We start from the raw sequence: 25,971 nt of genomic DNA on the forward strand, positions 1-25,971 counted from the left end.
TCAGTCGGCCGGCGCCGCCGCGGCGGGGGCCGGCGGTGTGGCGGAGGGCAGTTCCGCGGCGGCGGCGAGCCGGCCCCAGAGCAGGTCGGCCAGGGCCTGCACCATCCGGGCCCGGGGGCAGGGTTTGGTCTCCAGCCACCAGTCCCCGGCGGCCAGCACCATGCCGGTGATGCCCCGGCCCCAGGCCTCGGAGAGCAGCGGTGCCTCCGGCCCCAGGTCGACCTGGACGGCCACCGCGTTGGTGATCTCGTCGGCGATCTGCTTGAGGGCGGGCGCCAGGGCGTTGCCGGCGCCGGTCGGGTCGCCCGCCTCCGGATGGGTCAGCAGCCGGTAGACCTGCGGGCGCGACTCGATGCCGGCCAGGTAGGTGTCCAGGACGTGCTCGACCCGGTCGCGCCGCTCCAGCGGCTCGTTCAGCGCGGCCCGGACGGCGGCGATCAGCCCGCCGGTGTGCCGTTCGGTGAGGGCACGGATGAGGCCGGTGCGGTCGCCGAAGTGCCGGTAGAGGATCGGCTTGGTGATCCCGGCCTCGGCGGCGATGGCGTTCATGCTGGCGCCGGGGCCCTCCCGCTGGATGACCCGGTCGGCGGCGTTGAGCAGTTGTTCCCTGCGGGGCTCGCCGGAGGTGGCGGGGTCGGCGGGCGGCACGGGCGGCTCCTGGCTCGGGTGCTGACGCCCGGTCGGGCGGCGCTGGGCTGGGCGCCGGTGGTGGCGCGGGGCGTCGGCGGGCTGGCGGGCGGGGTCGGGGGAGGGGCCGGGGTGCGGGGCCGCCGGGGCCGGGTGCGGCCTCGGGGGTGCGTTCCGGGCGTTGACATTTCCTACGTATCAGTAGCAGACTCCCAGCGATGTTACCGGCGGTAACACCGGTACGACACCCCCTCCTCGCGACACCTCCCCACGCGGCGGCCCGCCGCCCGCCAGATCCCTTCCACCGGAGGCACCATGAGCACCTTCTCGCTGGACCCGGGCCCCGACCAGATCGCCGTCCGCGACTGGCTGCACGGCTTCGCCGCCGACGTGATGCGCCCGGCCGCGGCCGAGTGGGACGAACGCGAGGAGACCCCCTGGCCGGTCATCCAGGAGGCGGCCAAACTCGGCATCTACTCCCTGGACTTCTACGCCCAGCAGTACTTCGACCCGTCCGGCGTCGGCATCCCGATCGCCATGGAGGAGCTCTTCTGGGGCGACGCCGGCATCGGCCTGTCCATCGTCGGCACCACGCTGGCCGCCGTCGCCGTGCTCGCCAACGGGACCGAGGAGCAGATCGGCACCTGGGCGCCGCAGATGTTCGGCACCCCCGACGACGTGAAGGTCGCCGCCTTCTGCTCCTCCGAGCCGGACGCCGGCTCCGACGTCTCGGCGCTGCGCACCCGCGCCGTCTACGACGAGGCCAAGGACGAGTGGGTGCTGAACGGCACCAAGACCTGGGCGACCAACGGCGGGATCGCCGCCGTGCACGTGGTGGTGGCCACCGTGGACCCGGCGCTCGGCGCCCGTGGCCAGGCCTCCTTCGTGGTCCCGCCGGGCACGCCCGGCCTCTCCCAGGGCCAGAAGTTCAAGAAGCACGGCATCCGCGCCTCGCACACCGCCGAGGTCGTGCTCGACGGTGTCCGGGTGCCCGGCCACTGCCTGCTGGGCGGCAAGGAGAAGCTGGACGAGCGGCTCGCCCGGGCCCGCGAGCGGGCGGCAGCCGCGGCGAACGGTGGCGCCAAGGGTGCTTCCGGCAAGGGCGGTTCGGGGAAGAACGCCGCGATGGCCACCTTCGAGGCCTCCCGGCCGGCCGTCGGGGCGCAGGCCATCGGCATCGCGCGGGCCGCCTACGAGGTGGCTCTCGACTACGCCCGGACCCGGGTGCAGTTCGGGCGGCCGATCATCGACAACCAGGGCGTCGCCTTCACCCTGGCCGACATGAAGACCCGGATCGACGCCTCCCGGCTGCTGGTCTGGCGGGCCTCCTGGATGGCGGCCAACCAGCAGCCGTTCACCTCGGCCGAGGGCTCCATGTCCAAGCTGTACGCGGGCGAGACGGCGAAGTGGGTGACCGCGCAGGCGATGCAGATCCTCGGCGGGAACGGCTTCACCCGGGAGTACCCGGTGGAGCGGATGCACCGGGACAGCGCCATCTACTCGATCTTCGAGGGGACGAGCGAGATCCAGCGGCTGGTGATCGCCCGGACCATCTCCGGGATGCCCATCCGGTAGGCCGGGCGAGGCGGGTGGGGCGGCCGGCCCGGGTGCGCCCGGCCGGACCGAGCCGGACCGGGCGGCGGGCCGGCGCCCGGTCAGCGGGCGTACCAGAAGGTCAGGCCGGCGCTCACCGCACCGACCAGGGCGCCGGCCACGGTCTGCGCCCTGGTGTGGTCCCGGAGCACCACCCGGGACCACCCGATCACCACGACCAGCGGGTAGAGCAGCAGCCACCAGGCGCCCAGCGCGATGGCCAGGCAGACCACGGCGCCGCTCGCCACGGCGGTGTGGATGGAGACCTTCCACCAGACGGTGATCACCATGATCGGCACCAGGGCGGCGAACATCGCCAGCACCATCGCGGTCATGTCGTCCGGCGCGTCGGCCCAGAGCATCACGGCGAAGCTGGTGAGCACCGACAGCATGATGAACGGGATCACCACCAGCCGGCGCTGCCGCCGGCCGACGTGCCGGTCCTCCCACTGGCCCTTGCGCATGCCGCGCCGGATGAACCAGGTGGGGATCACGGCGGCGAACAGCGCCGCGAACAGGGCCCAGCCGAGGCCCGTCCAGCCGTAGCGCAGCGCGCCGACCAGCGGCAGCACCGCGATGATGACGTTCTTCGGCTCCACGCCGTCGGTGACCCGCCGGGCCCAGGTGGTCGCGGTCATCGGGTTCTCCAGAGGGCGTACGGGCGGATGTCCGATGATCTTATCGTCGACGGCTCACCGCTCAGACCCCGGTCCACGGCGGCTCGTTGGACGACGTACGGCTTCGTGCGCGTTCGCTCCCGGCCCCCCGGGGGCCGGTCAGAAGCGCGGCTCGCGCCGCTCCAGGAAGGCGGCCAGTCCCTCCCGCACGTCGGGGGCCTCGCGGGAGCGGCGGGCCCACGGCTCGATCGCGGCCGCGGCCTCCTCCGGCGGGCCGGCCAGGGCCGCCTTGACGGCGCCGATGGTCTGCGGCGAGCGCTTGCCGAGCAGGACGGCGAACTCCAGCGCGCGGGAGTCGAGTTCGTCGCCGGCGACGACCTCGTCCAGCAGGCCGATCTCGGCCGCCCGGGCGGCCGGCACCAACTCGCCTGAGAACAGCAGGTACTTGGCCCTGGCCGGCCCCAGCAGCCGGGCCAGCCGGAGGGTCGGGACGGCCGGGTAGACCACGCCGAGCTTGGCCGGGGTGATCCCGAGCCGGGCGTCCCGGGCGCCGAACCGGAGATCGCAGGCGACCGCCAGCTGGCAGCCGCCACCGACGCAGGCCCCGTGCACCACCGCCAGGGTCGGGTGCGGGAAGGCCGCGAGCGCCTCCTCGGCGGCCACGTTCTCCTCGTGGTAGGCGTCGGCCCGGCGCGCGTCGCCGTACACCTCGGAGAGTTCGGCGATGTCGGCGCCCGCGCTGAAGGTGCCGCCGGCGCCGGTGACCAGCAGCGCGCGTACGCCGGGCTGTTCTGCGATCAGCTCCAGGGTCCCGGGCAGCGCCCGCCAGATCGCCAGGGTCAGGGCGTTGCGCTTGTGCGGGCGGTCCAGCACCAGCACCGCCACGCCGTCCGGGCCGGTGTACGCCCGTAGGCCGTCGACGCCGGCGGGGAGGGCGGTGCGCCCGTGGAGCAGCGGTGATCCGGTCATGGGTGCCTCCGCGGGGAGTGGGTCTGCGTGCACCGGACACACTCTCGCAGGGCGGCCGGCGGGGCCGGGCGGGAGGGCGGGTCCGAGGACGCGCCGGGGTGCCGGCCGCCCGCCCCTCGGTCCGGGCGGAGGGCCGCCCGCAGCCCGGCCGCGGGGTGCGGCGGTCAGCCGCCGCAGTAGTCGCCCAGGCCGTGCTCGACCAGCGCGAAGGCGCGCAGGGCATCCGCCCGGGCCTCGGGCAGGACGCTCCCGGCCGGTTCGCCCGCGACCATCCGGCGCTGGTTCGCCATCACCAGGGTCCTCCTGGTGGCCAGCAGTTGGGCGGCCGCGAGCCGGGCGGTGAGGTCGTCCCCGTCGCCGCTCGCGGTGCGCAGCTCGGCCGCCAGCAGCTCCTCGGCGCGGACGGAGGCGGCCCGGGCCCGCAGGGCCAGCGCCGGCGTGTCGCGGATCAGCCGCAGCACGTCGAGCACCGCCTGCTGGTCGCAGAGGCCGGAGGCCGGGTCCTGCGCGTCCAGGGCGGCCAGGTACTGGTCGCGGACGGCGGCCACCGCGGAGCAGCCGGCCGGGCGGTCGCGCACCGTCTCGGCGACCTCCCCGGTGTGCTTCTCCATCGGCAGCAGGACCAGGTCCTCCTTGGTCGGGAAGTAGTTGAAGACGGTCATCTTGGAGACCTCGGCGGCGGCCGCGATCTCGGCGACGGACACCTGGTCGAAGCCGCGCTCCACGAAGAGGCCGATGGCGACGGTCCAGAGCTTGCGGCCGGTCTGCAGCTTCTTGCGCTCGCGCAGGCCCAGCTCCTCCGGCGGGTGGGTGGCGGCGGGTGTCTTCGGCATGGCGTCACTGTACCAGGATCAAAGATTTATCGAGTCGAAGAATTGACTGACTACAAAAATATCTGCCATGGTGGCGTCGTCGCCCGGACCGCCCGGCCCCGGCGGCAACCACACGCCCATCGCACCGGGGGGACTTCCCATGCCTGTCGCCGTACCACCGACACCCGCCGCGGCCTCGGCCGTCGCATCCGCATCCGCATCCGCCGCGGTGCCGGCCGGCTCCGCCCTGCCGTCCTCCGGCTCCGCGTCGGCGGGGCCCCCGGCGCCGGCCGCCCGGCGCGGGCTCGCGAAGCTCATCTGCCTGGTCACCATCCTGCTGGCGGTGCTCGACATGAACATCGTGTCGGCGGCCACCGTGCCGATCGTCCGCGACCTCGACCCGGTCCACGGCGTCGACCGACTGCCCTGGCTGGTCAGCGCGTTCGCGCTGGCGGCCACCGCGCTGCTCCCGCTCTACGGCAAGCTCTGCGACCTGTACGGCGCCAAGCGGGTCTTCCTCGGCGCGGTGGCCACCTTCCTGGCCGGCTCGGCGCTCTGCGGGGCGGCCGGGTCGATGGAGCAGCTGATCGCCTTCCGGGCGGTCCAGGGCATCGGCGGCGGTGGGCTGATGAGCGTCACCATGGTGGTGATGGCCCAGCTGCGCGAGCCCGGGGACGAGGGCGGCGGGGGCAGCATCGGCGGGATCATCGGCGGTGCGGGCATGGCGGTGGGGCCGCTGATCGGGGCGTTGCTCGCGGACCACCTCGGCTGGCGCTGGATCTTCTACGTCAACCTGCCGGTGGGGCTGTTCGTCCTGGCGGGGGCCGCGTTCGCGCTCGACCTGCCGCACCGGGCCGGCCGCGGCCGCCTCGACCTCCTCGGGGCCACCCTCGCCGCGGCCTTCGCCACCGGCCTGCTGCTGGTGACCGAATGGGGCGGCAAGGAGTACGGCTGGACCTCCGCGCCGGTCCTCTCGCTCGGCGCCGGCACAGTGGCGGCGCTCGGGCTCTTCCTCCGGCGGCAGGCCACTGCGGCGGAGCCGGTGCTGCCCCTGTCGCTTTTCCGGATCCCCGCCCTGCGGACCGGCTTCGCGGTGCAGGGCCTGGTCGGGATGGGCCTGACGGGCTCCGTCGTGTACGTGATGCTGTACCTGCAGGTCGCCCGGGGCGTGGCCGCCACCTCGGCCAGCCTCTTCCTGATCCCGATGGCGGCCGGGATGACCTCCGTCGGCCTCCTGGTCAACCGGCTCTCCCGACGGGGCCGGGCACCGCGGACCTTCCTGGTGGCCGGCGCCGGCTGCTCCGCCCTGGCGCTGCTGCTGCTCGGCCTGAGCGGGCCGGACACCGGGCTGTGGATCGTGCGGGCCGAGCTCGCCCTGCTGGGCGTGGGCTTCGGCCAGTTGGTGGGCCAGCTCGTCGGAGTGGTCCAGAGGGCCGCCCCGGCGCACCAGCTGGGGGTGGCCACCACCGGTGTCCGGTTCTTCCAGACCCTGGGCGGCGCGCTCGGCGCCGCGCTGTTCGGCACGATGCTGGCCCGGGTCTTCGGGAACGCCGAACCCGGTACCCCGCTCGGCGCGGTGGCCACGCTGACCGGCGCGGAGCATGCGCACGCGGTGCGGTCCTTCGTGCACGCGGCCGACGTGGTGTTCGTCTCGGCGGGTGCGCTGATGGTGCTCGCGCTGCTGCTGGCGCTCCGCCTGCGGCCGGCGGCGGACCGGGCGAGCGGGTCAAATGCCGCAGGCGGCAAGGGAGTCGGACAAACCGGGTGACAGCCGGACGAGACCGGGCCGGACACGGGCCGGTCTCCGGGCGGGCGCGGGGTGGTGCGGGTGGCCGCCCCGCGCCGCCGGGCGTTCCGGGCGGGGCCTGACGGGCCGTCCCTGGCGGCTGCTCCCTGGCCGGTGGTTCCTGACGGCCGGGGCCCCGGTGGGTGGTCCCGGGCGGTGCCGCCGTCGGCCGGACGCCGCCGTCGGGGGCATGAAGTCCCAGGCCGGACACTGTGAGTGCCCCCAGCAGGATTCGAACCTGCGACCTACCGCTTAGAAGGCGGGTGCTCTATCCGCTGAGCTATGGGGGCGTGACGGGCCGACCCGGACAGGGCGTGACCGTCGCCGGGATCGGATGTCGAGTGCCCTTCGGCGCCCGGCGCCCGGCCCCGTCGTGGGGGTGCGGTTGGGGTTGGCGGAACCCTTGCCCTGTTGGGGACAGGATAAGGGTGCCCGGTTCCTCCACCGGGCCTGACAACACCGTCGCGGGTGTGTCGGCTTCGGTGGGGCGGTCCGATAATCGCAGGTGGAGACCGTGCGTGCAGCGGTCTGGGAGGCTCTGGCGCCGGACGTTGTGCAGTCGTTACGGGGCTGTCGCCCCACCCGTTATGGATTCGGCGCGAAGAAAGTGCCGCCATCGACGCGGGTGGGGGGCGGCATTCGGGTTCCTTCGGTCGGATGACGTGGGTGGATAGCCTTCCCGGCCACCCGATCGGGGCTCCCGCGGGTCGCGGGAGTGTACGGACGGTTGTCATGACCGCGCAGGTGGGAGCGGGGTGGCGGCGTGGGTATGCCACTGGCGTGGGCCCCGGGCCCCGCGGCGCGGACCGTCCGGGGACGGGCGCCGGGCCGGTTCGGGGAGGGACCGGCGGAGAGTTCCCGCCGGGGTGCGCCGGCCGGGAATTTCACTCCGCCGGGGGACGGCGGTTTTCCACAACCGCGAGTTGTCCACAGGATTTCGGATCGGTCTTGTGAGGATTTTCGGTGAAGGGCACTCTCGTCTCGCGCCGGTCGATTCCGTACGGTGCATCACTGCGAACGGAGTGTGTTCCATGAACGAGACCCTGGTGACAATGGTCGGCAATGTCGCGTCGGTGGTGAGCTACGCGCAGACGACGGGCGGCGTGCCGGTGGCCAACTTCCGCCTGGTGGCCACCGAGCGGCGCTACGACCGGGTGAAGGGCGAGTGGGTGGACGGGGACACCCACTGGGTCACCGTGGTCGCCTGGCGCTGGCTGGCCGCCAACCTGGTGAGTTCGCTGAGCAAGGGAGACCCGGTGGTGGTCAGCGGCCGGCTGCGGGTCCGGGAGTGGGAGGAGGGCGAGCGCCGGCGCAGCGGGGTCGAGATCGACGCCCGTTCGGTGGGGCACGACCTCAGCCGGGGGACGTCGGCCTTCCGGTGGGCGGTGCGGGGCAAGTCCGAGCAGCAGTGGGCCGGTTCGGGGGGCCTGCCGGTGCCCGGCGGGCCGGCCGGGCCGATCGTCGGCGGTCCCGGTGGCGGTCTCGGGGCGGGTGCTGGGGCGGGGGCCGGAGCCGGCGCCGACGGCGGTCCGGGGTCGATCGCGGAGGCCCTGGCGGAGCCCGCCGTGCCGGACTGGATCGTCGCCGCGGTGCATGCCAGGCGGGCGTCGGTGGCGGCGGCCGAGGTGTCCGCGGGCGGTCCCGTGACCGAAGGGGAGGTTGCTGCGGTGTGACCGTTCGGTGCCCCCCACTGCGTCCAAGTGTGGCGATCGGGATACTTCTTGACCTAACGAAGGCGCAATCCTGAGCATCGGTCGAATCATGACGACTTTCTGGCGGGGCGTCAGCCGGCGCTGGTGATCGCCGGGCTGATAACGATACAGATACGGTATCGTCCGGATTCAGCACGTTGGTTTACGGCCCGGTAGGGCTCAATAGGATGCGTCTGGTTCACACAAGTGCAGTCGCGTCTCAGGGGATGCGGCAATGCAAGGCGGGCTGTGATCGGCACGGCCCGGCCCGGAGGGATCACACATGTTCCACAGGCAGGGGCGGATTCTCCCCCGCATAGCTACTGTCATGCTCACGTCGACCCTGGTGGCCGGCGGAAGCCTCCTCGGGGCCGGTGCGGCGTCCGCGGCGGACGGGCCCGGGGCGGGGGTCAGCGCGACCCTGCAGGAGAAGATGGTCAGCGGCCAGATCACCATCCAGGGCGAGGGCAAGGTGGCCGGCGGCCTCTTCACCCTCAAGACCGCCGACGGCGAGCTCCTCCAGACGTACTGCATCGACTTCGGTCACGGCGTCGACACCAGCGCGAAGGTGCAGTACCAGGAGGCCGACTGGAAGTCGAGCTCGCTCGGCGCCAAGGGCAAGACGGACGCGGCGGCGAAGATCCGCTGGATCCTGGAGAACTCCTACCCGCACGTCAAGGACCTCGGCGCGCTGGCCAAGACGGCCGGCATCAGCGGCGAGTTCACCGAGCAGGACGCCGCCGCCGGCACCCAGGCCGCCATCTGGCACTTCTCCGACGGGAAGAAGGCCACCCCGGACGACCCGCAGGGTGCCGCGCTCACCGCGTACCTGCTGAGCGACAAGAACAAGGGGATCGCCGCCGAGCCGAAGCCCTCGCTCAGCCTCACCCCCGAGAGCGTGGCCGGGAAGAGCGGCGGCAAGCTCGGCCCGTTCACCGTCAACAGCAGCGCCGACGAGGTCAAGCTCTCGGTGACCGGCGGGCCCGCCACCGTCGCCGTGGTGGACAAGGACGGCAAGCCGCTCGCCTCGCTCAAGGGCCCGATCGCCAAGGACACCCAGTTCTTCCTGGACGTCCCGGCCGGCACGGCCGACGGCTCCGCCTCGGTGACGGCCGCCGTCTCCACGGTGGTGCCGAGCGGCCGCGTCTTCCTGAGCAAGGGCTACACCGCCGACAAGCACAGCCAGACGATGATCCTGGCGGGCTCGGAGAAGGTCAACGTCTCCGACACGGCCAAGGCCAAGTGGACCCAGGAGAAGGGCCCGCTGCTCGCGGCCACCTCCAAGGTGGACTGCGTCGAGAACGGCGTCGAGGTGACCGTCACCAACACCGGTGACCAGCCGGCCGCCGTCACCGTCCAGCCGGGCAAGGCCCTCACCGTGCAGCCGGGCAAGGCCGAGAAGATCACCGTCCCGGTCGCCGAGGACACCGCGTACGACATCAAGGTCACCGGCCCGAACGGCTTCGCCCAGCAGTTCCAGGGCGTCCTGGACTGCAAGGTCGCCGTCCCGACCCCGTCGGCCTCGCCGTCCCCGGCCACCAGCGGCTCGGCCACCCCGAGCACCGGCACCACCCCGAGCACCGGCACCTCCACCGGCCCGGCGGCCACCACCACCGGTGGCGGTCTCGCCGCCACGGGTGGCAGCAGCGCCACCCCGGTGCTGGCCGGCGTCGCGGGCGCCCTCGTCCTCGCCGGTGGCGCGGCCGTCTTCGTCCTGCGCCGCCGTGGCCGCCACAGCGGCACCGCCGCCTGAGGCCCACGCCAGGCAACAGCGGCCGCCTGCGGGCAGCCGTGAGCAGACCGGTGGCCCGGTCCTCCACGAACAGGTGGAGGGCCGGGCCACCGGCCGTTGCGGGCCCGTCCCGGAACCCCCGGGCCGGAGCCCGCCACGGCGCCCGGGTCGGCCGGCGCCCGGCCCGCGCCGTGGCCCTGCCGGAGCCCGGGCCGATGCCCCTGCTGACGTCCGTGCCGACCTCCGTGCCGAGGCCGTGCCGAAGTCCGGGCCGGCAACGCCGGGGCCGTGTCCGGGGCTCCGCTTCCCGTCGCACCGCTGCGGGGGGATCCGCTCCCGGAGGGCGTCGGTCCGGTTGCGGGCGGGGGAGGGCGGTCACGACGGGCGTTCGGGAGGTCCGGCCCGGTGCGGCACAATGGAAGGCTGCAAGCCGAATACTCCCGACGACGCCGGAGCGATCTCACGTGGCGGAATTCATCTACACCATGCGCAAGCTGCGCAAGGCCCACGGCGACAAGGTCATCCTTGACGACGTGACGCTCAACTTCCTCCCCGGGGCGAAGATCGGTGTCGTTGGCCCCAACGGCGCCGGTAAGTCCACGGTGCTGAAGATGATGGCCGGCCTGGAGCAGCCCTCCAACGGTGAGGCGTACCTCTCGCCCGGCTACTCCGTCGGCATGCTCCTCCAGGAGCCCCCGCTCGACGAGACCAAGACCGTCCTGGAGAACGTCCAGGACGGCGTGCGCGAGGTCAAGGGCCAGCTCGACCGCTTCAACGAGATCGCCGAACTGATGGCGACCGACTACTCCGACGAGCTCCTCGACGAGATGGGCAAGCTCCAGGAGAAGCTGGACCACTCCAACGCCTGGGACCTCGACGCCCAGCTGGAGCAGGCGATGGACGCGCTGGGCTGCCCGCCCGGCGACTGGCCGGTCACCAAGCTCTCCGGCGGTGAGCGCCGCCGCGTGGCGCTCTGCAAGCTGCTGCTGGAGGCCCCCGACCTGCTGCTCCTCGACGAGCCCACCAACCACCTCGACGCCGAGTCGGTGAACTGGTTGGAGCAGCACCTGGCCAAGTACGCCGGCACCGTTGTCGCCGTCACCCACGACCGGTACTTCCTGGACAACGTGGCCGGCTGGATCCTGGAGCTCGACCGCGGCCGCGCCATCGGCTACGAGGGCAACTACTCCACGTACCTGGAGAGCAAGCAGTCCCGCCTCAAGGTCGAGGGCCAGAAGGACGCCAAGCGCGCCAAGCGGCTCAAGGAAGAGCTTGAGTGGGTCCGCTCCAACGCCAAGGGCCGCCAGGTCAAGTCCAAGGCCCGCCTCGCGCGGTACGAGGAGATGGCGGCCGAGGCCGACAAGATGCGGAAGCTGGACTTCGAGGAGATCCAGATCCCGCCGGGCCCGCGCCTGGGCAACATCGTGGTCGAGGTCAACAACCTCTCCAAGGGCTTCGGCGACAAGGTCCTGATCGACGACCTGAGCTTCACCCTGCCGCGCAACGGCATCGTGGGCGTCATCGGCCCGAACGGCGCCGGCAAGACCACCCTGTTCAAGATGCTGCTCGGCGAGGAGCAGCCGGACAGCGGCTCGATCAAGGTCGGCGAGACGGTCAAGGTCAGCTACGTCGACCAGGGCCGCGCCAACATCGACCCGAAGAAGACCCTGTGGGCCGTCGTCTCCGACGAGCTGGACTGGATCAACGTCGGCCAGGTCGAGATGCCGTCCCGCGCGTACGTCTCGGCGTTCGGCTTCAAGGGCCCGGACCAGCAGAAGCCGGCCGGCATCCTGTCCGGTGGTGAGCGCAACCGCCTGAACCTGGCGCTCACCCTCAAGCAGGGCGGCAACCTGCTGCTCCTCGACGAGCCGACCAACGACCTCGACGTCGAGACGCTCTCCTCGCTGGAGAACGCCCTGCTGGAGTTCCCCGGCTGCGCCGTGGTCATCTCTCACGACCGGTGGTTCCTGGACCGGGTCGCGACCCACATCCTCGCCTACGAGGGTGACAGCAACTGGTTCTGGTTCGAGGGCAACTTCGACTCGTACGAGAAGAACAAGATCGAGCGGCTGGGCGCCGACGCCGCCCGCCCGCACCGGGCCACCTACAAGAAGCTGACCCGGGGCTGATCGCCACGCGGCAACGCTGCCGCAACAACGGCCCGGCAGGCTGACCTCAGGGCGGTCTGCCGGGCCGCTGCCCGTAGTCTCGGAAGGGACCGGCGGGGCAACGGAAGTTTGAGGAGAACACTTGTGGCACGCCACATCTACGCCTGCCCACTGAGGTGGTCCGACATGGACGCCTTCGGACACGTGAACAACGTGGTCTTCCTGCGCTACCTGGAGGAGGCCCGGATCGACTTCATGTTCACCCAGGCCGCCGAGGCCGGCGCCGGGGAGTTCGCGGGCGGTTCGGTGGTGGCCCGCCACGAGATCGACTACAAGCGTCCGCTGGTGCACCGCCCGACGCCGGTGACCATCGAGACCTGGGTCACCAAGATCGGCGGCGCTTCGCTGACCGTGTCCTACGAGGTCAAGGACACCGCCGAGGACGGCACCGAAACGGTGTACGTGCGGGCGTCCACCGTGGTCGTGCCCTACGACCTGGCGGCGGCCCGGCCGCGCCGGATCAGCCCGGTGGAGCGCGAGTTCCTCAGCCGTTTCATGGACGTCGAGGAGCCGGTGGCCGCCGTCGCGGCCTGATCTGCCCTCGCGCCCTGACCTGCCCTCGTGCCCGCACGGCGGGCACCCGGCGGGCCCCGGTCGCGGTCCGGTGACACCGGGCCGGCCGGTGACCCGCTCGCGGGCCCGGCCCGCAGGCTGCCTGCGCGCTCCGCCTGCCCGCGCGCTCCGGCCGCCTGCGCGGACCGGCCGTCCATGGACGCCGGCCCTCCCGGACGGTCGGTGCGCCCCGAGGGGCCGGCCGCCGGACCGGTCCGCCCGGCGGGCCGGACCGCCGTGACCGACCGGGCCGCCGACCGCCGTGACCGTCCGACCACCGGGATCGTCCGACCGCGTCCGGTGCCGGCGCCCTGCGGCGCGCGGCGCCGGGGGCGCGGACGCCCCGCCGACCTTGAGTGAGCCTCTCGTGACCAGCACCACCCGTCTTGTCCTCGCCGACGCGGGGGAGGCCGCGGACCTCGCCGCCTTCCTGGTGCGCCTGCTGCGCTTCGACCGGGCGGCGGCGGTCCGCCTCCAGGTGGTCGGGACGGGAGCGGAGGACCGAGGCCGGGGCACGGCGCACCCCGAGGGCGCGGCCGCCCCGGAGGGCGCCCCCGTGGTCGTCACCCGTGCCGGCGCCGAGACCGGCGCCGAGACCGTCACCGAGGGTGCTGCGGGGGTCCTCGCGGTCTTCGGGCGGCTGCCGCTGGGCGGTTCGGGCGCGCTCGCCGTCCGTACCGCCCGGCTGGCCGGGTCCCACGCGCCGGTGGACCGGACCGTCTCGGCCGGCCGGCTGCTGGACGACATCGACGAGGGCGCCGGTGCCGTCGGCCTCCCCGCGCCGGTGACCGGCCCGGCCTGGGCCGGTCTGCTGCCGCCCCGGACGGGCTGGCGGCTGCTCGCCGAGCCGCCCGCCGTGGCGGTGGTCCCCGAGCTGATGGCGGGTGTCCGGGAGTTCAAGCAGCGCAGCGAGGCGGTGCCCGCGCACCACCGGACCCGCGCGGTGCTGGACGCCCTGGCGGACGAGATCTGGTCCCGCCCGCTCTCCGCCGTGCCGGAGCTGCCGCTGCGCGCCGCGCACGCCTCGTACGTGATCGGGTTCCTGAAGCCGGACTCGCGGCTCACCGTGCACCGGGCCGGCAGCTGGCTGCGGCTGAGCGCGCCGGCCGGGTCGGTCGCGGTGCGGACGGCGGCGGCGCCGGGCGCGGGCCTCGGGCTGAGCCCGCTGCGGGGCTGACGAAGCCGCCCCCTGGCCGGCCGGGGCCGGAGGGGGCGGTGGAAGTCCGGGCGAGCCGGTCAGCCGGCGCTGTTGATCATCGAGGCGGCCGCGTAGGTGAGGTAGTCCCACAGCTGGCGCTCGGCGTCGGCGGGCAGGGCGAGTTCGTCCACCGCCGTCCGCATGTGCCGCAGCCAGGCGTCGTGCGCCGCGCGGTCGACCTTGAACGGCACGTGCCGCATCCGCAGCCGGGGGTGGCCGCGCTCCTCGCTGTACGTGCGGGGGCCGCCCCAGTACTGGATCAGGAAGAGGGCGAACCGCTCCTCGGCCGGGCCGAGGTCCTCCGGGTACATCGGCCGCAGCAACTCGTCCTCGGCGACGCCCTGGTAGAACCGGTGCACCAGCCGCCGGAAGGTCGACTCCCCGCCGACCGAGTCGAAAAAGGTCTCCTCGCTGAGTGTTTCACGCCCGATTTCAGTCACCTGACCATGGTCGCAGACCGCGCGTGGGTCGTACACCAGGACTTTCGGCGTACGACCCACGACACTTCGTGACGTCCGGTACGGGCCCGTCGGGGCCGGCGGCCGCGCCGAGCGGGTGCTCAGCGGGCGCCGGCGGGCCGCATGGTCAGGCGTCCTCCCAGCGGAAGAAGCGGGAGGCGATCGCGGTCAGGGCGGCGGCGAACAGCAGCAGCCCGCCCATCGTCGGCAGGGCGTCCGACAGGCCGCCGCCGCGGGTCAGCACCGACTGGGAGGCGCTGACCAGGTGCTTGAGCGGCAGCGCGTCCGAGATGGTCCGGAGCCAGGCCGGTGCGTCGTCCATCGGGAAGAACGAGCCGGACAGGAAGGACATCGGCAGCACGATGATCTGCGAGATGCCGTTCGCCGCCTCCTCGGTCTTCGCCAGCGAGCCGGCCAGCAGGCCGATCGACATGAAGGCGATGGTGGCGCAGACCACCAGCGGCACGATCAGCCACCAGTCCCCGGTGAGCTTCAGCCCGAAGTAGGGCGTGGTCGCGACCAGCAGGAAGACGGTGGTCTGGGCGAGCGCGGTGAGGATGCTGACCGAGACCCGGGAGAGGATGATCGAGCCCGCGCTGACCGGGGCCAGCCGCAGCCGGCGGAGCACCTTCTTCTGCCGCCAGGAGACCAGGGTGAGCGAGGCCCCGAAGACGGCGCCGGTGGCCACCGCCCAGCCGAGCAGGCCGGGGGTGAGGAACTGGATCGGCTTGAGCGAGTTGTCCTCGACCTGGACGGCTTCCAGGGTGAAGGCGGGGGGCCGGCCGGTGGCGGCCTGGTTGGCCTGCTGCACGACCGAGTTGACGATGCCCTGCACACTGCCGGCCCGGACCTGGTCGGCGGCGCTGAAACGCAGCTCGACCTTGCCGTCCGGTCCCTGCTGGACGACGGCGTCCAGGTCGCCCTTGCGGACCTTGGCCAGGGCGTCGGCGGCGTCGTCGGTCCTGGTGATGGTGAGGACCTTCTCCAGCTCCGCCCGGCCCTCGCCCTGGACGGCGTCCAGCACCTGCACCGCCCCGACCTGGGCGACCTTGGCGTGCGGGCTGCCGGCGCCCTTCAGCAGGGTGCCGAAGAGCAGCAGGAACATCAGCGGGAAGACGAGGACGAAGAACACCGCCGTCCGGTCCCGGAGGAACGACACGATCATCACCCTGGACAGGCTGAGGAACGCGCTGGCCCGCTCCTTGGGGGCGGCCCCGCCCGTCCCGGCCGGTCCGCCGGTGGTCCGCTGGGCGGGGACGGCCGGTGCCTCGGCGGCCTGCGCCCCGGTGCCCGGCTCGCTCACGGCGTCGCTGCGTTCGGCGCTCATGCGCGGTACTCCCGTCCGGTGAGCTGGAGGAAGACGTCCTCCAGGGTGGCGCCGCGTACTTCCAGGCCGCGCAGGGCTCCCTGCTCGGCGAGCACGGAGAGCACCGGGGCGGGGGCGCGGGTGGCGATGGCGAGCGTGGCGCCGTCGTCCTCGACCGAGGCGGTCTCGGCGCCGGCCGCGGCGAGCAGCTCCCGGACGCTGCCGAGGCCGATCTGGCCGGACTCGACGCTGACCCGGACGGTGTCGTCGATCTCGCGCACCAGCGCGGCGGGGGTGCCGGTCTTCAGCACCTTGCCGTGGTCCATCACCGAGACGCGGTCGCAGAGGATCTCGGCCTCGTCCAGGTAGTGGGTGGTGAGGACGACGGTGCGGCCCTCGCCGTTGATGTCGCGCAGCAGGTCCCAGAGGTTGCGGCGGGCCTGCGGGTCGAGACCGGTGGTGGGCTCGTCGAGGAAGACCAGCTCCGGGTCGTGGGCCAGCGCGCAGGCGATGGAGAGGCGCTGGGCCTGGCCGCCGGACATCTTGTCGGTCATCACGGAGGCGGAGTCGGTCAGGCCGACCCGCTCCAGCATGGCGTCGGCCCGCTTGGGCCCGACGCCGTAGAACGAGGCGAACGTGCGGATGGTCTCCCGCGCGGTCAGCTTGTTGAAGAACGCCGAGGCCTGGAACTGCACGCCGATGCGCGGCAGCAGGTCGCGGTTGCGCGGCCAGGGTGCCATCCCCAGCAGCTCGATCCGGCCCTCGTCGGGCTTCCGGATCCCCTCCAGGATCTCCAGAGTGGTGGTCTTGCCGGCCCCGTTGGGCCCAAGAATTCCGTAGAACTCGCCAGTCTCGACGGTGAGTGACACCCCGTCGACAGCCTGGACATCCCCGTACCGCTGACGTATGCCGTCGGCGGTGATAGCTGCAGTCATGTGCCCTGACCTTAGAGGAAGGTCCAGTCGGCGGACGGCTGCCGTTCGATTATTTTGAAGATCATTTTACTTGAACGGGGAACGATCACGGGGGCGACGGGAACTGATGCCCCGTCGCCCCGTGCGGGGCGCCCCGACCGCGTACCGCCGTCCGCTCCGGACGTCAGGCCCGGTGCAGGGTGATCGTGGTCCACGCCCCGACGTGGATGCGGTCACCGTCGTTCAGCGGCACCGCGGTGTGCGGCGCGATCGACTCCGCGCCGCCGTTGACCGTGGTGCCGTTGGTCGAGTCCTGGTCCACCAGCACCCAGCTGCCGTCCTCCTGCTCGGCGAGCAGCGCGTGCTGGTGCGAGGCGCCCGGGTCCTCCGGCGGCACCGACAGGTCGATCTCCGGCACGGTGCCGCGGTGCTGGCTGCGCCGGCCGATCCGCAGCTGGCCGCGCCCGGTCAGCGGGATCCGCCGCTCGGGGCAGTACGGCGGGAAGAACAGGCCGGCCGCCTCCGGGCCGCTGCGCGCCATCATGTCGGTGAAGTAGTCGCGGTCGGCCGAGACCACCGCCAGCCAGGTGGTGCGCTGGGGCTCCTGCGGCGCCGCGCCGTCCGGCCCGGGGCCGGCCAGCGGCGGGGCCAGCTGGAACGAGGTGCCGAACTCCTCGCCCTGCGCGGTCGGCCCCTGCTGGGCGTAGACCGGGCCGGTGCCCTGGCGGCCGTCCGGCTGCTCGTACGGCTGCTCGAACTGCTGGGGCTGCTCGTACCGCTGCTGCTCGTACGGGGCCTGCTCGTAGCCGCCGGGCGCGGGCTGCTGCGGGGCCTGCCGGGGCGCCTGCTCGTACCCGCCGGGGGCCGGCTGGGGGTAGCCGTAACCGCCCTGGCCACCGCCCTGGCCGCCGCTGTGCGACGGCTGCTGCGGGGCCTGCTGCTCGTAGGGGCCCGGCGCCTGCGGCGGGTAGCCGTAACCGCCCTGGCCGCCGCCCTGGCCGCCGGGCGCGGGCTGGGGGTAGCCGTAGCCGCCCTGGCCGCCGCCCTGCGCGGGCTGCTGCGGCGGCTGCGGGCCGCCGTACGCGGCGGGGATGTTCAGCGGCGCGGCCGGCGGCGGGGGCGCGAGGTGCCCGGAGGCCGGCGCGGGCGGCTGGCGGCGCGAGGGGGAGGAGAGGTCGTAGTCGTACCCGCACTCCTCGCAGTACCGGCCGGTCTGCGGGCTGCGGCAGATCGGGCAGACCACCAGCCCCTCGGTGACGTCCGGGAAGCCCTGGGCCTGCGGCGGCGCGGCCGGGCCGGGCGGCACCTGGCCGGGCGCGGGGTGGCCGGGCGCGAGGTGCCCGGCCGCGGGCGCGCCGGGCACCGGCACCCCCGGTGGTGGTGTCATCGGGAAGCCGCAGAAGTCGCACCAGTCCTCGGCCTGCGACTCGTGGCCCCTCGGGCAGATCGGCATCAGGTCCCCCCTCGTTTCCAGCCTGTTGGGGCCGCTTCCGTCCGGGTGTCGGCCCGGGTCACTTCTTGACGCGCACGGTCTTCGTGGACCGGGTCTCCAGGGTCTTGGAGTCGGCCTCGCTCACGTCCTTACGGAACCGAACCGTACCCTCCTTGGGATCCACCACGTCCACCACCTTCTGCAGCAGCTTGAACGTGCCGTCGTTGCCGGTCGCGTGTGCGATCCGGACGGCCGCGCCGAGCTTCGCGGTGGCCCTGGTGAAGTCGCCCGCGCGCTGGGCCTCCAGGCCCTCCTGGATGGACGAGGCGAGCTCCGCCTGGCCGGTGTAGTGGGCGACCTGCGGGCTGATCCGGGTGGAGGAGGCCAGGTCGTCCGTCCAGACGGCCTTGACCAGGCCCTGCGAGAGGACCTCGGGCGAGGCTTCGCCGGGCTGCGGCAGCACCAGGCTGATCCGGGCGGCGAGCATCACGTTGCCGACGCCGGCGGCCGGGACCTCGATGCAGACGTGGTAGTCGCGGCTCTCGTCCCCCCAGGAGCCGGTCGGGTAGTCGCCGGCCCGCGGTCCGGCCTCGGTGCGGCGCCCGCTGAGGTCCTCCATGCTGGGCGCGACCTGCTTGACGAACTTCACCACCGCGTTGGCCGGCGTCCAGACCCGCAGGGCGACGTCCGCGACCTGCTTGCCCATCGCGTTCTCCATCATCGAGCGGAAGTCGTCCACCAGGCCGGAGGGCTCCGCGACGATGTCCACCGAGCCGAGCAGGGCGGAGGAGATCTTCCGCAGCTCGTCCACCCGCCAGTCGGTGCCCACGCCCCGGCAGTCGGCGGTGAAGTGGCCGGTGACCTGGGCTATCGCCCGGTCGAGGTCGGCGGCGGACTCGTGCTCGTTCTTGCCGTCGGTTAGCAGGATCGCGTGTCGGAGCGCGATGTCGCGCCGGCTGAGGAAGAGCCGGTCGGCCTTGGCCAGCCAGGTGCCCATGGCCGTGCCGCCGCCGGAGGTGAGGCGGCGCAGCGACTCCTTGGCGGCGGCCCGGGTGGCCGGCCCGGCGACGGCGAGGCCGCCGTCGCCCGGGTAGACCTCCTTGGCCTCGTGGGTGCCGGCCACCACCGCGAAGGCGACGCCGTCCCGGACGGTGTCGACAGCGGCGGCGGTGGCCTCCCGGGCGCCGCGCATCTTGGTGGCGGGGTACTCCATCGAGCCCGAGCAGTCGACCAGGATGACCACGGCCGAGGACTGCGCCGGCGCGCCGGGCGCGGTGGCGTCGGTCGGCAGCGGGCGGCCGCCGGAGGTGCCGCCGCCGGTCGCGGTCACCGTGACGATCGCGTTCACCTCGCGGGCGCCGTCCGCGAGGTACTCGTTCTGGAAGATGTCCACGTCGAACCTGGGCAGATTCGACTTCGCCAGACTTGCCATGGCCGTGGGCTCCTGTCGGATGGTCAGGATGGGCAGGGACGGTCGGGGGTGCGGCGGCGGACCACCGGCGGGTGGTCCGGCGGCGCGGGTACGGCGGGCCGGCCGGCTCCGGCGTCAGCGGGCCGGCGGGTGGTCCGGCGGCGCGGGTACGGCGGCCGGGGCGGGCGGCGCGGCCGGGGGGTGCGGCGGCAGCGGCGGCAACGGCGCCCGGGGCGAGCCGATCACCGGCAGGTCCGGCAGGGTCTCGTCGTGCGGGTCGTACTCCGGCCCGCCGGCCGCCGCCGGCCCGGCGCCGATCACCGGCAGGTCGAGCAGGGTGGCGGTGCGTTCGTCCGGCCGGGCGGTGCCCGCCAGGTCGGTGGCGGGCAGCACCGGCAGCACGGCGACGGTGATGTTGTCGTGGCCGCCGGCCTGGATCGCGAACTGCACCAGGGTCCGGGCGGCGGCCAGCGGCTCCGTCCGGGCGTCGGTGCGGACGACGTGGGCGAGGTCGGTGGCCGCCTCGGCGTAGTTCCACAGCCCGTCGGTGCAGATCAGCAGCACGCCGGGGACGTGCGGGGTGAAGTCGAGGGTGTGCGGGACCACCTCCTCGGCGTCGGCGCCGAGCCAGCCGGTGATCGCGTGCGCCCGCGGGTCGGCGTACGCCTCGGCCTCGCCCATCAGTCCGGCCTCGACCATCCGGGCGGCCCAGGAGTCGTCCTGGGTGAGCCGGAACGGTTCGGCGGACACCCGGTCGTCCGGGATCCAGTAGGCCCGGGTGTCGCCGACCCAGCCGATGGTGATCCGGCCGTTGGCGGCGATCGCGCTGACGTAGGTGCAGGCGGGCGCGTTGATGTCGGGACGGGCGGGGGAGGCGCCGTCCTCGGCCAGCGCGGCCACCGCGCGGGCGGCGTCGGCGATCGCCGCGCGCATCGCGGCGCCCGGGTCCACGCCGCGCTCCAGTGCGGTCAGCAGCGATTCGGAGGCGCTGTCGACGGCGGTCTCCGAGGCCTCGTCGGGCCGGTCGGAGGAGGAGACGCCGTCGCAGACCACGGCCACCACGGCGGGCGCGCCGCCGGGCAGCGAGGTGGCGGCGACGGTGAAGGAGTCCTCGTTGCGGTGGTGGCGCACGCCGCGGTCACTGACCCCGGCCACGCCCGCGAGCACCTTCTCCATGTGGTCGCGCGGACGCGGCTGGGCACCGCCGCAGTCCTCGCAGTAGCCGTCGGTGGCGACCTGGGCGGCGCCGCAGTGCGTGCAGACGAGGCCGTGGGCGATGCCGGGCCCGCCGCTGCGGGGCGCGGGCGGTGCGGTCGGGGCGGTGCCCGCCCGGTCGTCGGCCACCCAGCTGCCGGGCAGGGAGGCGGCCACCGGCACGGGTTCGTCGCGGCCGGCGCCGCAGCTCCCGCAGAAGGCGTCCTCCGGGTCAAGCGGTTCGGAACAGCTCGGGCAGTCGGTCTGCTGCATTGCTTACACCCACGTCCTGGGGCGGGTCCGGTTGGCCCGTTCCACCATCTCGATCCTGGTCTGCGCCCGGTCGGCCAACCGGGCGAGTACCCGGTAGGAGTGTTCCAGGGCGAAGCGCAGTTCCCGCTCGGAGACGGGTTGTCCCAGCACCGTGGGCGTGCCGGAGGCTCCGGGCCGTCCGGCGAGCGCCCAGCCGAGGGCGGCGTCGAGCACCTCGACGGCCAGCTCCTCGTGGCGGCGGTCGTCCAGGCCGAGCCGGCCGAGCTGTTCGGAGCAGGCGTCGAGGTCCGGGCCGAGCGGGTCGGTGGCGGGCCGCTCGCGCAGCCGGGCCCGGACGGCGCCGACCCGGGCGGCGGTGAAGTGGCTGGAGGTGGCGGGCACGGACTCCAGGGCCCGGACCGCGCCGGGCCGGTCGCCGGCCGCGAGCCGGACCCGGGCCAGGCCGAAGGCGGCGCTGACGTAGGCGTGGTCGGTGCTCCACACCAGGCGGTGGAACTCGGCGGCGTCGTCCCCGTTGCCGAGGAGTTCGGCGCAGACGGCCAGGCCCAGCTTGGGCGCCGCCTCGCCGGGGAAGGCGTCGTACAGCGCGTCGAAGGCCTCGGCCGCAGCCTCCAGCTGTTCGGTGCGGGCCTTCCGGCCGTCGGCGCCGGCCGCTCCGGTGTCCGCCGCGGAGGCGGCGGTGAGGGCGGTCAGGCCGCGGTACCAGAGCACCCGCCAGTCGCCCTGGTGGTCGTTCTCCAGGGCGGTGAGGGTCGCCCGCGCGCCGTGCGGCTGCCCGAGTTCGAGGTGGGCGCGCAGCTCGCGCAGGGTGCGTTCGAGGGATTCGGCGGGGGCGCCGTCCAGCGCGGCGAGCGCCTCGTCGGGGGCGGTGCCGACCAGGGCGGCGAGGAAGCCGGCGTTGGGGTCGCCCGGGTCGACCCGGGGCACCGGCAGGGCGAGGGCGGCGGCTGCCGGGTCGAGGACGGCGACCCGCGGCCCGCCGGTGGTCGGGGCCGGGACGGTGGCCGGGCCGGGGGTGGGCACCGCCGCCGGGGCGGCGGCCGGACCGTTCGCGGCGGGGGCGCCGGCCACGGCGCTGCCGGTCACCAGCTGGGTGTCGACCACCCGGAGTTCGGGACCGAAGAGGGTGGACAGCGCGGGCCGGGGCCGGCCGTCCTTGAGGGCGAGGATCTCGCGCAGGACGCCGGTCAGCTGGTCGGCCATCTCCTCGGCGGAGGAGAACCGGCGGGCCGGGTCGGGGTCGGTGGCGCGGACCAGGAAGCGGTAGTAGGACTCGTACTCGGCGAAGAGCGGGACGTCCTCGGGGCCGGGCAGTTCCTCCCGGTAGGTGGTGCTGTAGCCCTGGAAGTCGAAGCTCAGCACGGCCAGGGTGCGGGCCACGGTGTAGAGGTCGGAGGCGGGGGTGGGCCCGTCGGTGGCGATCTCGGGGGCCTGGTAGCCGATGGTGCCGTAGATCGGCCCGTCGTCGTCGAGGCGGCGGACGGCGCCCATGTCGATGATCTTGAGCGAGTCCTCGCTCTGGATCACGTTGTCGATCTTGAAGTCGCAGTACACCAGGCCCCGGCTGTGCAGGTAGCCCAGCGCGGGCAGCGCCTCCAGCGCGTACGCGATCGCCTGCTCCACCGGCAGCGGGTCGCGCCGCCCGTCGGGGGTGCGGCGCTCGTTCGCGATGTCCTTGAGCGACTTGCCGCCGATGTACTCCATGACGATGTAGCCGTCGGTGGAGCCCGTCCGCAGGTCCGGGTGCTCGGCGAAGTTGATGATCCGGACGATGTTCGGGTGGTCCACCTCGGCCAGGAACCGGCGCTCGGCGACGGCGACCGCCAGCGCGTCCTCGTCGCCGGTGTCCAGCAGGCCCTTGAGGACCACCCACTTGTCGTTCACCCGGCGGTCCACGGCCAGGTAGATCCAGCCGAGCCCGCCGTGCGCCAGGCAGCCCACCACCTCGTACTGGCCGCCGACCAGGTCGCCCCGGGCCAGCTTGGGCGTGAACGAGTACGGCGTGCCGCACTTGGTGCAGAACCCCTCCGGACGGCCCGGGCGGCCGTTCTTCTCCCGGCCCACCGGCGCCTCGCACTTGCTGCAGTACCGCTTGCGCTCCGGCACCTCGGGGTTGGCCAGCACGGCCGCGGCCGGGTCCGGCGGGGGCACCGTCGGGACGGTCACCAGCCCGGCGCCGAGCCGGCCGCGGCTGACGGTGCCGGTGCTGCCCCGGCCGCTGCGCACCGACAGGGACCGGCCGCTGCCGGTGCGGGTGGAGCGGTGCGAGCGCGAGCGGCCGGACATCGAGCGGGCCGAGCCGGTGCGGGTGGAGCGGAGCGAGCGCGAGGAGTCCGGGGCGAGCCGGGCGGAGGGCAGGTGCGGCTGGGTCAGGCCGGTGCCGGCCTCGGCCGCGAGCCCGCACTCGTCGCAGTAGCCGTCCGGGTCGACCGTCCCCGGGCAGTCGTGCGCGCACGGGGAGCCCGGTCCGCCGCCGCCCGTCCGGGCACCGGCGGTGCCGCCCGTCGTGGTGCCGGTGGCCGGCGCGACGACGGTGCCGGCCGGGGCCAGCCCGCACTCGGTGCAGTAGCCGTCCTCGTCGATGGTCCCGTCGCCGGTGCAGTCCGGTCGTGCACACGCCTCGCTCATGAAACTCAGGCCCCCTGACCGTTGCTCTGGACGCTGTCCTGCACGTTGTTCCCGCCGCCGGGCCGGGCGTCGGCCGGGCCGGCCGTCCCCTCGGCCGGCGCGGCGCCGCCCGCCGCCGCCTCGGCGACCGGCCGCAGCGACTGCTGGAACCGGGCCACCGCGCCCGCGGCCGCCCGCAGGTCGCAGGGCGCGCTCCAGAGCAGCCAGCGGGCCTTCTCGTAGCGCTCGACGACCTCCGGGTCCTCGGCGACCCGCAGCCGGGCGGCCATCGCCTTGTACGCGTCGAGGCGGCCGCGCAGTTCGGCGCGGACGGCGAGCGGCTGGGTCACCTCGGTGAGGGCCTGCCGGGCGCGGCCGAGCTCCTTGGCGGCGGCGTCCTCCAGCTGGTCCAGCAGCGGGGCGAGCCGGTGCCACTGGCCGCTCTGGCGCAGCTCCAGGGCCAGCACGACGCGTTCGCGCAGCGCGGAGGCCGGGCCCGGGACGGCGGGTACTTCGGTGGCGGCGATCTTCGCCAGCACCTCGCCGCGGGCCCGGCGGGCCTCGCCGAGGGTGGCGTCGGCCCGCTGCAGCAGGTCGCCGACCTGCTGCAGGCGCTCCTCGGCGTCGTCCCGCAGCCGCAGCAGGCCCTCCAGCTCCAGCCGGATGCCGTCCAGGGCGCGGCCGGCCCGGTCGAAGCGCTCGGTGTCGACCACCCCGGAGGGGCCGGCCAGCGCGGTGCCGTCGGGCACCGTGCCGCGCTGGGCCGGCACCCGGGAGGGGCGCCAGAGGGCCAGCGGGTCGGCCACCACCTCGGCCCGCAGGGCCGTCAGATCCGTGTCCAGGCCGAGCAGGTCGTCGCCGAGCGGGTGGGCGCCGGCCCGGACGCCGAGGGAGCCGGCCAGGCTCTGCACCCGGCGCAGTTCGGCGAGCAGCAGGTCGATCCGGGCCGGCAGCGCGGACCAGACGGCGTCGGCGGCGTTCACCACCTCCAGCACGGTGGCGTACCAGGCGTTCATCCGGTCCATCAGCTCGGCCAGGCTGACCTGTTCGACCAGCCGGGCCGGTGCGCCGGGCCGCTGCCCGCCGTCCGGCAGGGCGCCGCCGGGCACGGTGACGGCGGTGCCGCTGAGCAGTTCGCTCAGCTCGGCCAGCTCCGGGCCGCCTGGCCTGGCCTTGCGGGCGCGGACGGCGCGGGCCGAGGCGAGCGCCTCGGAGTAGCGGTCGAAGAGTGCCCAGAGCAGCGGCAGGCCCTGCCCGGCGACGGACCAGCGCTCCTCCGTCCGGCCGGTCAGCGAGGCCCCCTCCAGCAGTCGGCGGCCGGGGTGGTCCTGCAACGAGAGCAGGGCCGCCTCGACGGCGTCGCGCTCCGCGCCCAGGCGTGCCAGTGCGCGGTCCACCTCCTCCCGGCTCATCACCGGGCCAGCAGATCCTGCCAACGCGAGGTCCTCCCTCTCCACTCCTGCGGCCGGCACCCTCGGTACCGTCCCACCGCTCTGTCGTTCACCTGTTCAAGGCCCAAGGCTCCAGGCTCCAGGCCCAAGGCTCCAGGCCCAAGGCCCGGGCCCGGTCGCCCGCCCGTGCTCGCCGGACCGGCGCGCCCGCCGTCCGCTCAGGGCCGGAAGCGCTCGGCGTCGTCGTGCATGGTGGGCTTGAGCCACTTGTCGTAGCTGTCCCGCCAGGCGCCGCTCGCCTGGTAGTCGGCCAGCACCTGGTTGACCCGGGCGACCAGGTCGGTGTTGCCCAGCTTCATCGCCACACCCATCACGCCCGGCCGGACCTGCTCGTCGAGCAGGGTCACGGTGGTGTCCTGGGCGGCCTGTCCGGCGGCCAGGCCGTCGTCGGTCATGGTGGCGTCGACCTTGCCGAGCTGCATGAGGACCAGGCAGTCCAGCTGGTTCTCCACCGTGACGAGCTTGGAGCCGTGCGGGTTCTTCGTGAGTTCGTCCTCGGCGGAGGAGCTGCGGGCGGCGCACGCCGTCCGGCCGTTCAGCGCCTCGTCGAAGGTCTTCACGCCCCTGGCCTTCGGCACCAGCAGCCGGTTGGCGGTCTTGAAGTAGGGCTTGGAGAAGGCGACCTGGTCCATCCGCTCGCAGGTGATCGTCATGGTGCGGACGATCATGTCGACCTTGCCGTCCTGGATGAACTTGATCCGTTCGGCGGTGGGCACCGCCTTGAAGGTGACCTTGTTCGGGTCGCCCAGCAGGGCGGTGCCGATCGCCTTGGCGAGGTCTATGTCGAAGCCCTCGATCTCGCCGGTGGCGGGGTTGCGCGCGCCCCAGCGGTAGCTGTTCTGGTCGACCCCGATGACCAGGGTCTTGTTGTCCTTGATCGCCTTCACGGCGGGGCCGTCCACCGTGCTGGGCGGCACGCTGCGGCTGGTGTCGCAGTTGGGGTCGGCCGCCGGTGCGGCCTGCGGGGCCGCCTGCCGGGGCCCGCCGCCGGCGGCGGGCAGCCCGGCGCCCTGCGGGCTGCCCGCGCCGAGCAGGGTGGCCCCGGCCGCGAGCAGCGCGACCACGGCCGCGGCCCGGGCCCGGCGGGCCCGGCCGGCGTGGTTCGTGCCCGTGCCGTCCGTGCCGTCCCCGCCCGTGCCGGCCGCGCCGTCCGTGGTCCGCGATGGTGCTGTGCGCATCG

Annotated in this window: 20 protein-coding genes and 1 tRNA gene; 7 read left to right on the forward strand and 14 right to left on the reverse strand. The window is 74.1% G+C overall.

Features of this window, described 5'->3' with window-relative positions:
- Positions 1 to 648 (reverse strand): TetR family transcriptional regulator, encoded by a 648-nt coding sequence (locus IE329_RS19715; RefSeq protein WP_190212255.1) that lies wholly within the window; start codon positions 646 to 648, stop codon positions 1 to 3.
- Between the two features lie 294 nt (positions 649 to 942).
- Between IE329_RS19715 and IE329_RS19720 the strand changes: the two genes are divergently transcribed.
- On the forward strand, positions 943 to 2,202 hold the full coding sequence (locus IE329_RS19720) for an acyl-CoA dehydrogenase family protein (RefSeq protein WP_190212256.1): 1,260 nt from the start codon (positions 943 to 945) through the stop codon (positions 2,200 to 2,202).
- An 80-nt stretch (positions 2,203 to 2,282) separates the two neighbouring features.
- On the opposite strand, the gene IE329_RS19725 is transcribed toward IE329_RS19720, so the two are convergent.
- From IE329_RS19725 to IE329_RS19735, 3 genes are all read right to left on the reverse strand, one after another.
- Positions 2,283 to 2,858: a phosphatase PAP2 family protein gene (locus IE329_RS19725; RefSeq protein ID WP_229927603.1), complete on the reverse strand. Its 576-nt coding sequence runs from the start codon at positions 2,856 to 2,858 to the stop codon at positions 2,283 to 2,285.
- Between the two features lie 138 nt (positions 2,859 to 2,996).
- Entirely contained in the window at positions 2,997 to 3,806 is an 810-nt protein-coding gene (locus IE329_RS19730; RefSeq protein ID WP_190212257.1) for an enoyl-CoA hydratase/isomerase family protein, read from the reverse strand.
- A 164-nt stretch (positions 3,807 to 3,970) separates the two neighbouring features.
- Positions 3,971 to 4,639 (reverse strand): TetR family transcriptional regulator, encoded by a 669-nt coding sequence (locus IE329_RS19735; RefSeq protein WP_190212258.1) that lies wholly within the window; start codon positions 4,637 to 4,639, stop codon positions 3,971 to 3,973.
- Positions 4,640 to 4,970: 331 nt separating this feature from the next.
- Here IE329_RS19735 and IE329_RS19740 point away from each other — a divergent pair, with 331 nt between their 5' ends.
- Entirely contained in the window at positions 4,971 to 6,386 is a 1,416-nt protein-coding gene (locus IE329_RS19740) for an MFS transporter (protein WP_229927609.1), read from the forward strand.
- A 235-nt stretch (positions 6,387 to 6,621) separates the two neighbouring features.
- On the opposite strand, the gene IE329_RS19745 is transcribed toward IE329_RS19740, so the two are convergent.
- Positions 6,622 to 6,694, reverse strand: a tRNA-Arg gene (locus IE329_RS19745).
- A gap of 741 nt (positions 6,695 to 7,435) precedes the next feature.
- On the opposite strand from IE329_RS19745, the gene IE329_RS19750 reads away from it, so the two are divergent.
- The 5 genes from IE329_RS19750 to IE329_RS19770 all read left to right on the forward strand — a co-directional run bounded on the left by IE329_RS19750 (position 7,436) and on the right by IE329_RS19770 (position 13,724).
- Entirely contained in the window at positions 7,436 to 8,077 is a 642-nt protein-coding gene (locus IE329_RS19750) for a single-stranded DNA-binding protein (protein WP_190212260.1), read from the forward strand.
- A gap of 346 nt (positions 8,078 to 8,423) precedes the next feature.
- Positions 8,424 to 9,848, forward strand: coding sequence for a Cys-Gln thioester bond-forming surface protein (locus tag IE329_RS19755; protein WP_190212261.1), 1,425 nt, complete (start codon positions 8,424 to 8,426; stop codon positions 9,846 to 9,848).
- Positions 9,849 to 10,291: 443 nt separating this feature from the next.
- Positions 10,292 to 11,956, forward strand: coding sequence for an energy-dependent translational throttle protein EttA (ettA, locus tag IE329_RS19760; RefSeq protein ID WP_190212262.1), 1,665 nt, complete (start codon positions 10,292 to 10,294; stop codon positions 11,954 to 11,956).
- A 123-nt stretch (positions 11,957 to 12,079) separates the two neighbouring features.
- On the forward strand, positions 12,080 to 12,529 hold the full coding sequence (locus tag IE329_RS19765) for an acyl-CoA thioesterase (RefSeq protein WP_073928979.1): 450 nt from the start codon (positions 12,080 to 12,082) through the stop codon (positions 12,527 to 12,529).
- Between the two features lie 385 nt (positions 12,530 to 12,914).
- Entirely contained in the window at positions 12,915 to 13,724 is an 810-nt protein-coding gene (locus tag IE329_RS19770; protein ID WP_190212263.1) for a hypothetical protein, read from the forward strand.
- 59 nt (positions 13,725 to 13,783) lie between these two features.
- Here the strand turns inward: IE329_RS19770 and IE329_RS19775 are convergent, their stop codons facing one another.
- From IE329_RS19775 to IE329_RS19815, 9 genes are all read right to left on the reverse strand, one after another.
- Entirely contained in the window at positions 13,784 to 14,185 is a 402-nt protein-coding gene (locus IE329_RS19775; protein ID WP_190212264.1) for a globin, read from the reverse strand.
- A gap of 145 nt (positions 14,186 to 14,330) precedes the next feature.
- Complete coding sequence (locus IE329_RS19780; protein ID WP_229927604.1) at positions 14,331 to 15,530, reverse strand: ABC transporter permease; 1,200 nt, start codon at positions 15,528 to 15,530, stop codon at positions 14,331 to 14,333.
- Complete coding sequence (locus IE329_RS19785) at positions 15,527 to 16,444, reverse strand: ABC transporter ATP-binding protein (RefSeq protein WP_190212265.1); 918 nt, start codon at positions 16,442 to 16,444, stop codon at positions 15,527 to 15,529. Before IE329_RS19785 ends, IE329_RS19780 begins: the two co-directional genes overlap by 4 nt.
- A gap of 163 nt (positions 16,445 to 16,607) precedes the next feature.
- The gene (locus IE329_RS19790) at positions 16,608 to 17,876 is read right to left on the reverse strand and encodes an FHA domain-containing protein (RefSeq protein WP_190212266.1); all 1,269 of its coding nucleotides are present in this window, start codon (positions 17,874 to 17,876) and stop codon (positions 16,608 to 16,610) included.
- A gap of 58 nt (positions 17,877 to 17,934) precedes the next feature.
- The gene (locus tag IE329_RS19795) at positions 17,935 to 19,287 is read right to left on the reverse strand and encodes a VWA domain-containing protein (protein ID WP_190212267.1); all 1,353 of its coding nucleotides are present in this window, start codon (positions 19,285 to 19,287) and stop codon (positions 17,935 to 17,937) included.
- Positions 19,288 to 19,401: 114 nt separating this feature from the next.
- The gene (locus tag IE329_RS19800; protein WP_190212268.1) at positions 19,402 to 20,733 is read right to left on the reverse strand and encodes a PP2C family serine/threonine-protein phosphatase; all 1,332 of its coding nucleotides are present in this window, start codon (positions 20,731 to 20,733) and stop codon (positions 19,402 to 19,404) included.
- 3 nt (positions 20,734 to 20,736) lie between these two features.
- Positions 20,737 to 23,361 carry a serine/threonine-protein kinase gene (locus tag IE329_RS19805; RefSeq protein WP_190212269.1) on the reverse strand — a complete coding sequence of 875 codons (2,625 nt, stop codon included), beginning with the start codon at positions 23,359 to 23,361 and terminating at the stop codon, positions 20,737 to 20,739.
- A 5-nt stretch (positions 23,362 to 23,366) separates the two neighbouring features.
- The gene (locus tag IE329_RS19810) at positions 23,367 to 24,752 is read right to left on the reverse strand and encodes a hypothetical protein (RefSeq protein WP_190212338.1); all 1,386 of its coding nucleotides are present in this window, start codon (positions 24,750 to 24,752) and stop codon (positions 23,367 to 23,369) included.
- 197 nt (positions 24,753 to 24,949) lie between these two features.
- Positions 24,950 to 25,969 (reverse strand): glutamate ABC transporter substrate-binding protein, encoded by a 1,020-nt coding sequence (locus tag IE329_RS19815; protein WP_190212270.1) that lies wholly within the window; start codon positions 25,967 to 25,969, stop codon positions 24,950 to 24,952.
- Positions 25,970 to 25,971 lie beyond the last annotated feature (2 nt).

The organism is Kitasatospora indigofera (genome assembly GCF_014655955.1).
Taxonomy (GTDB): Bacteria; Actinomycetota; Actinomycetes; order Streptomycetales; family Streptomycetaceae; genus Kitasatospora; species Kitasatospora indigofera.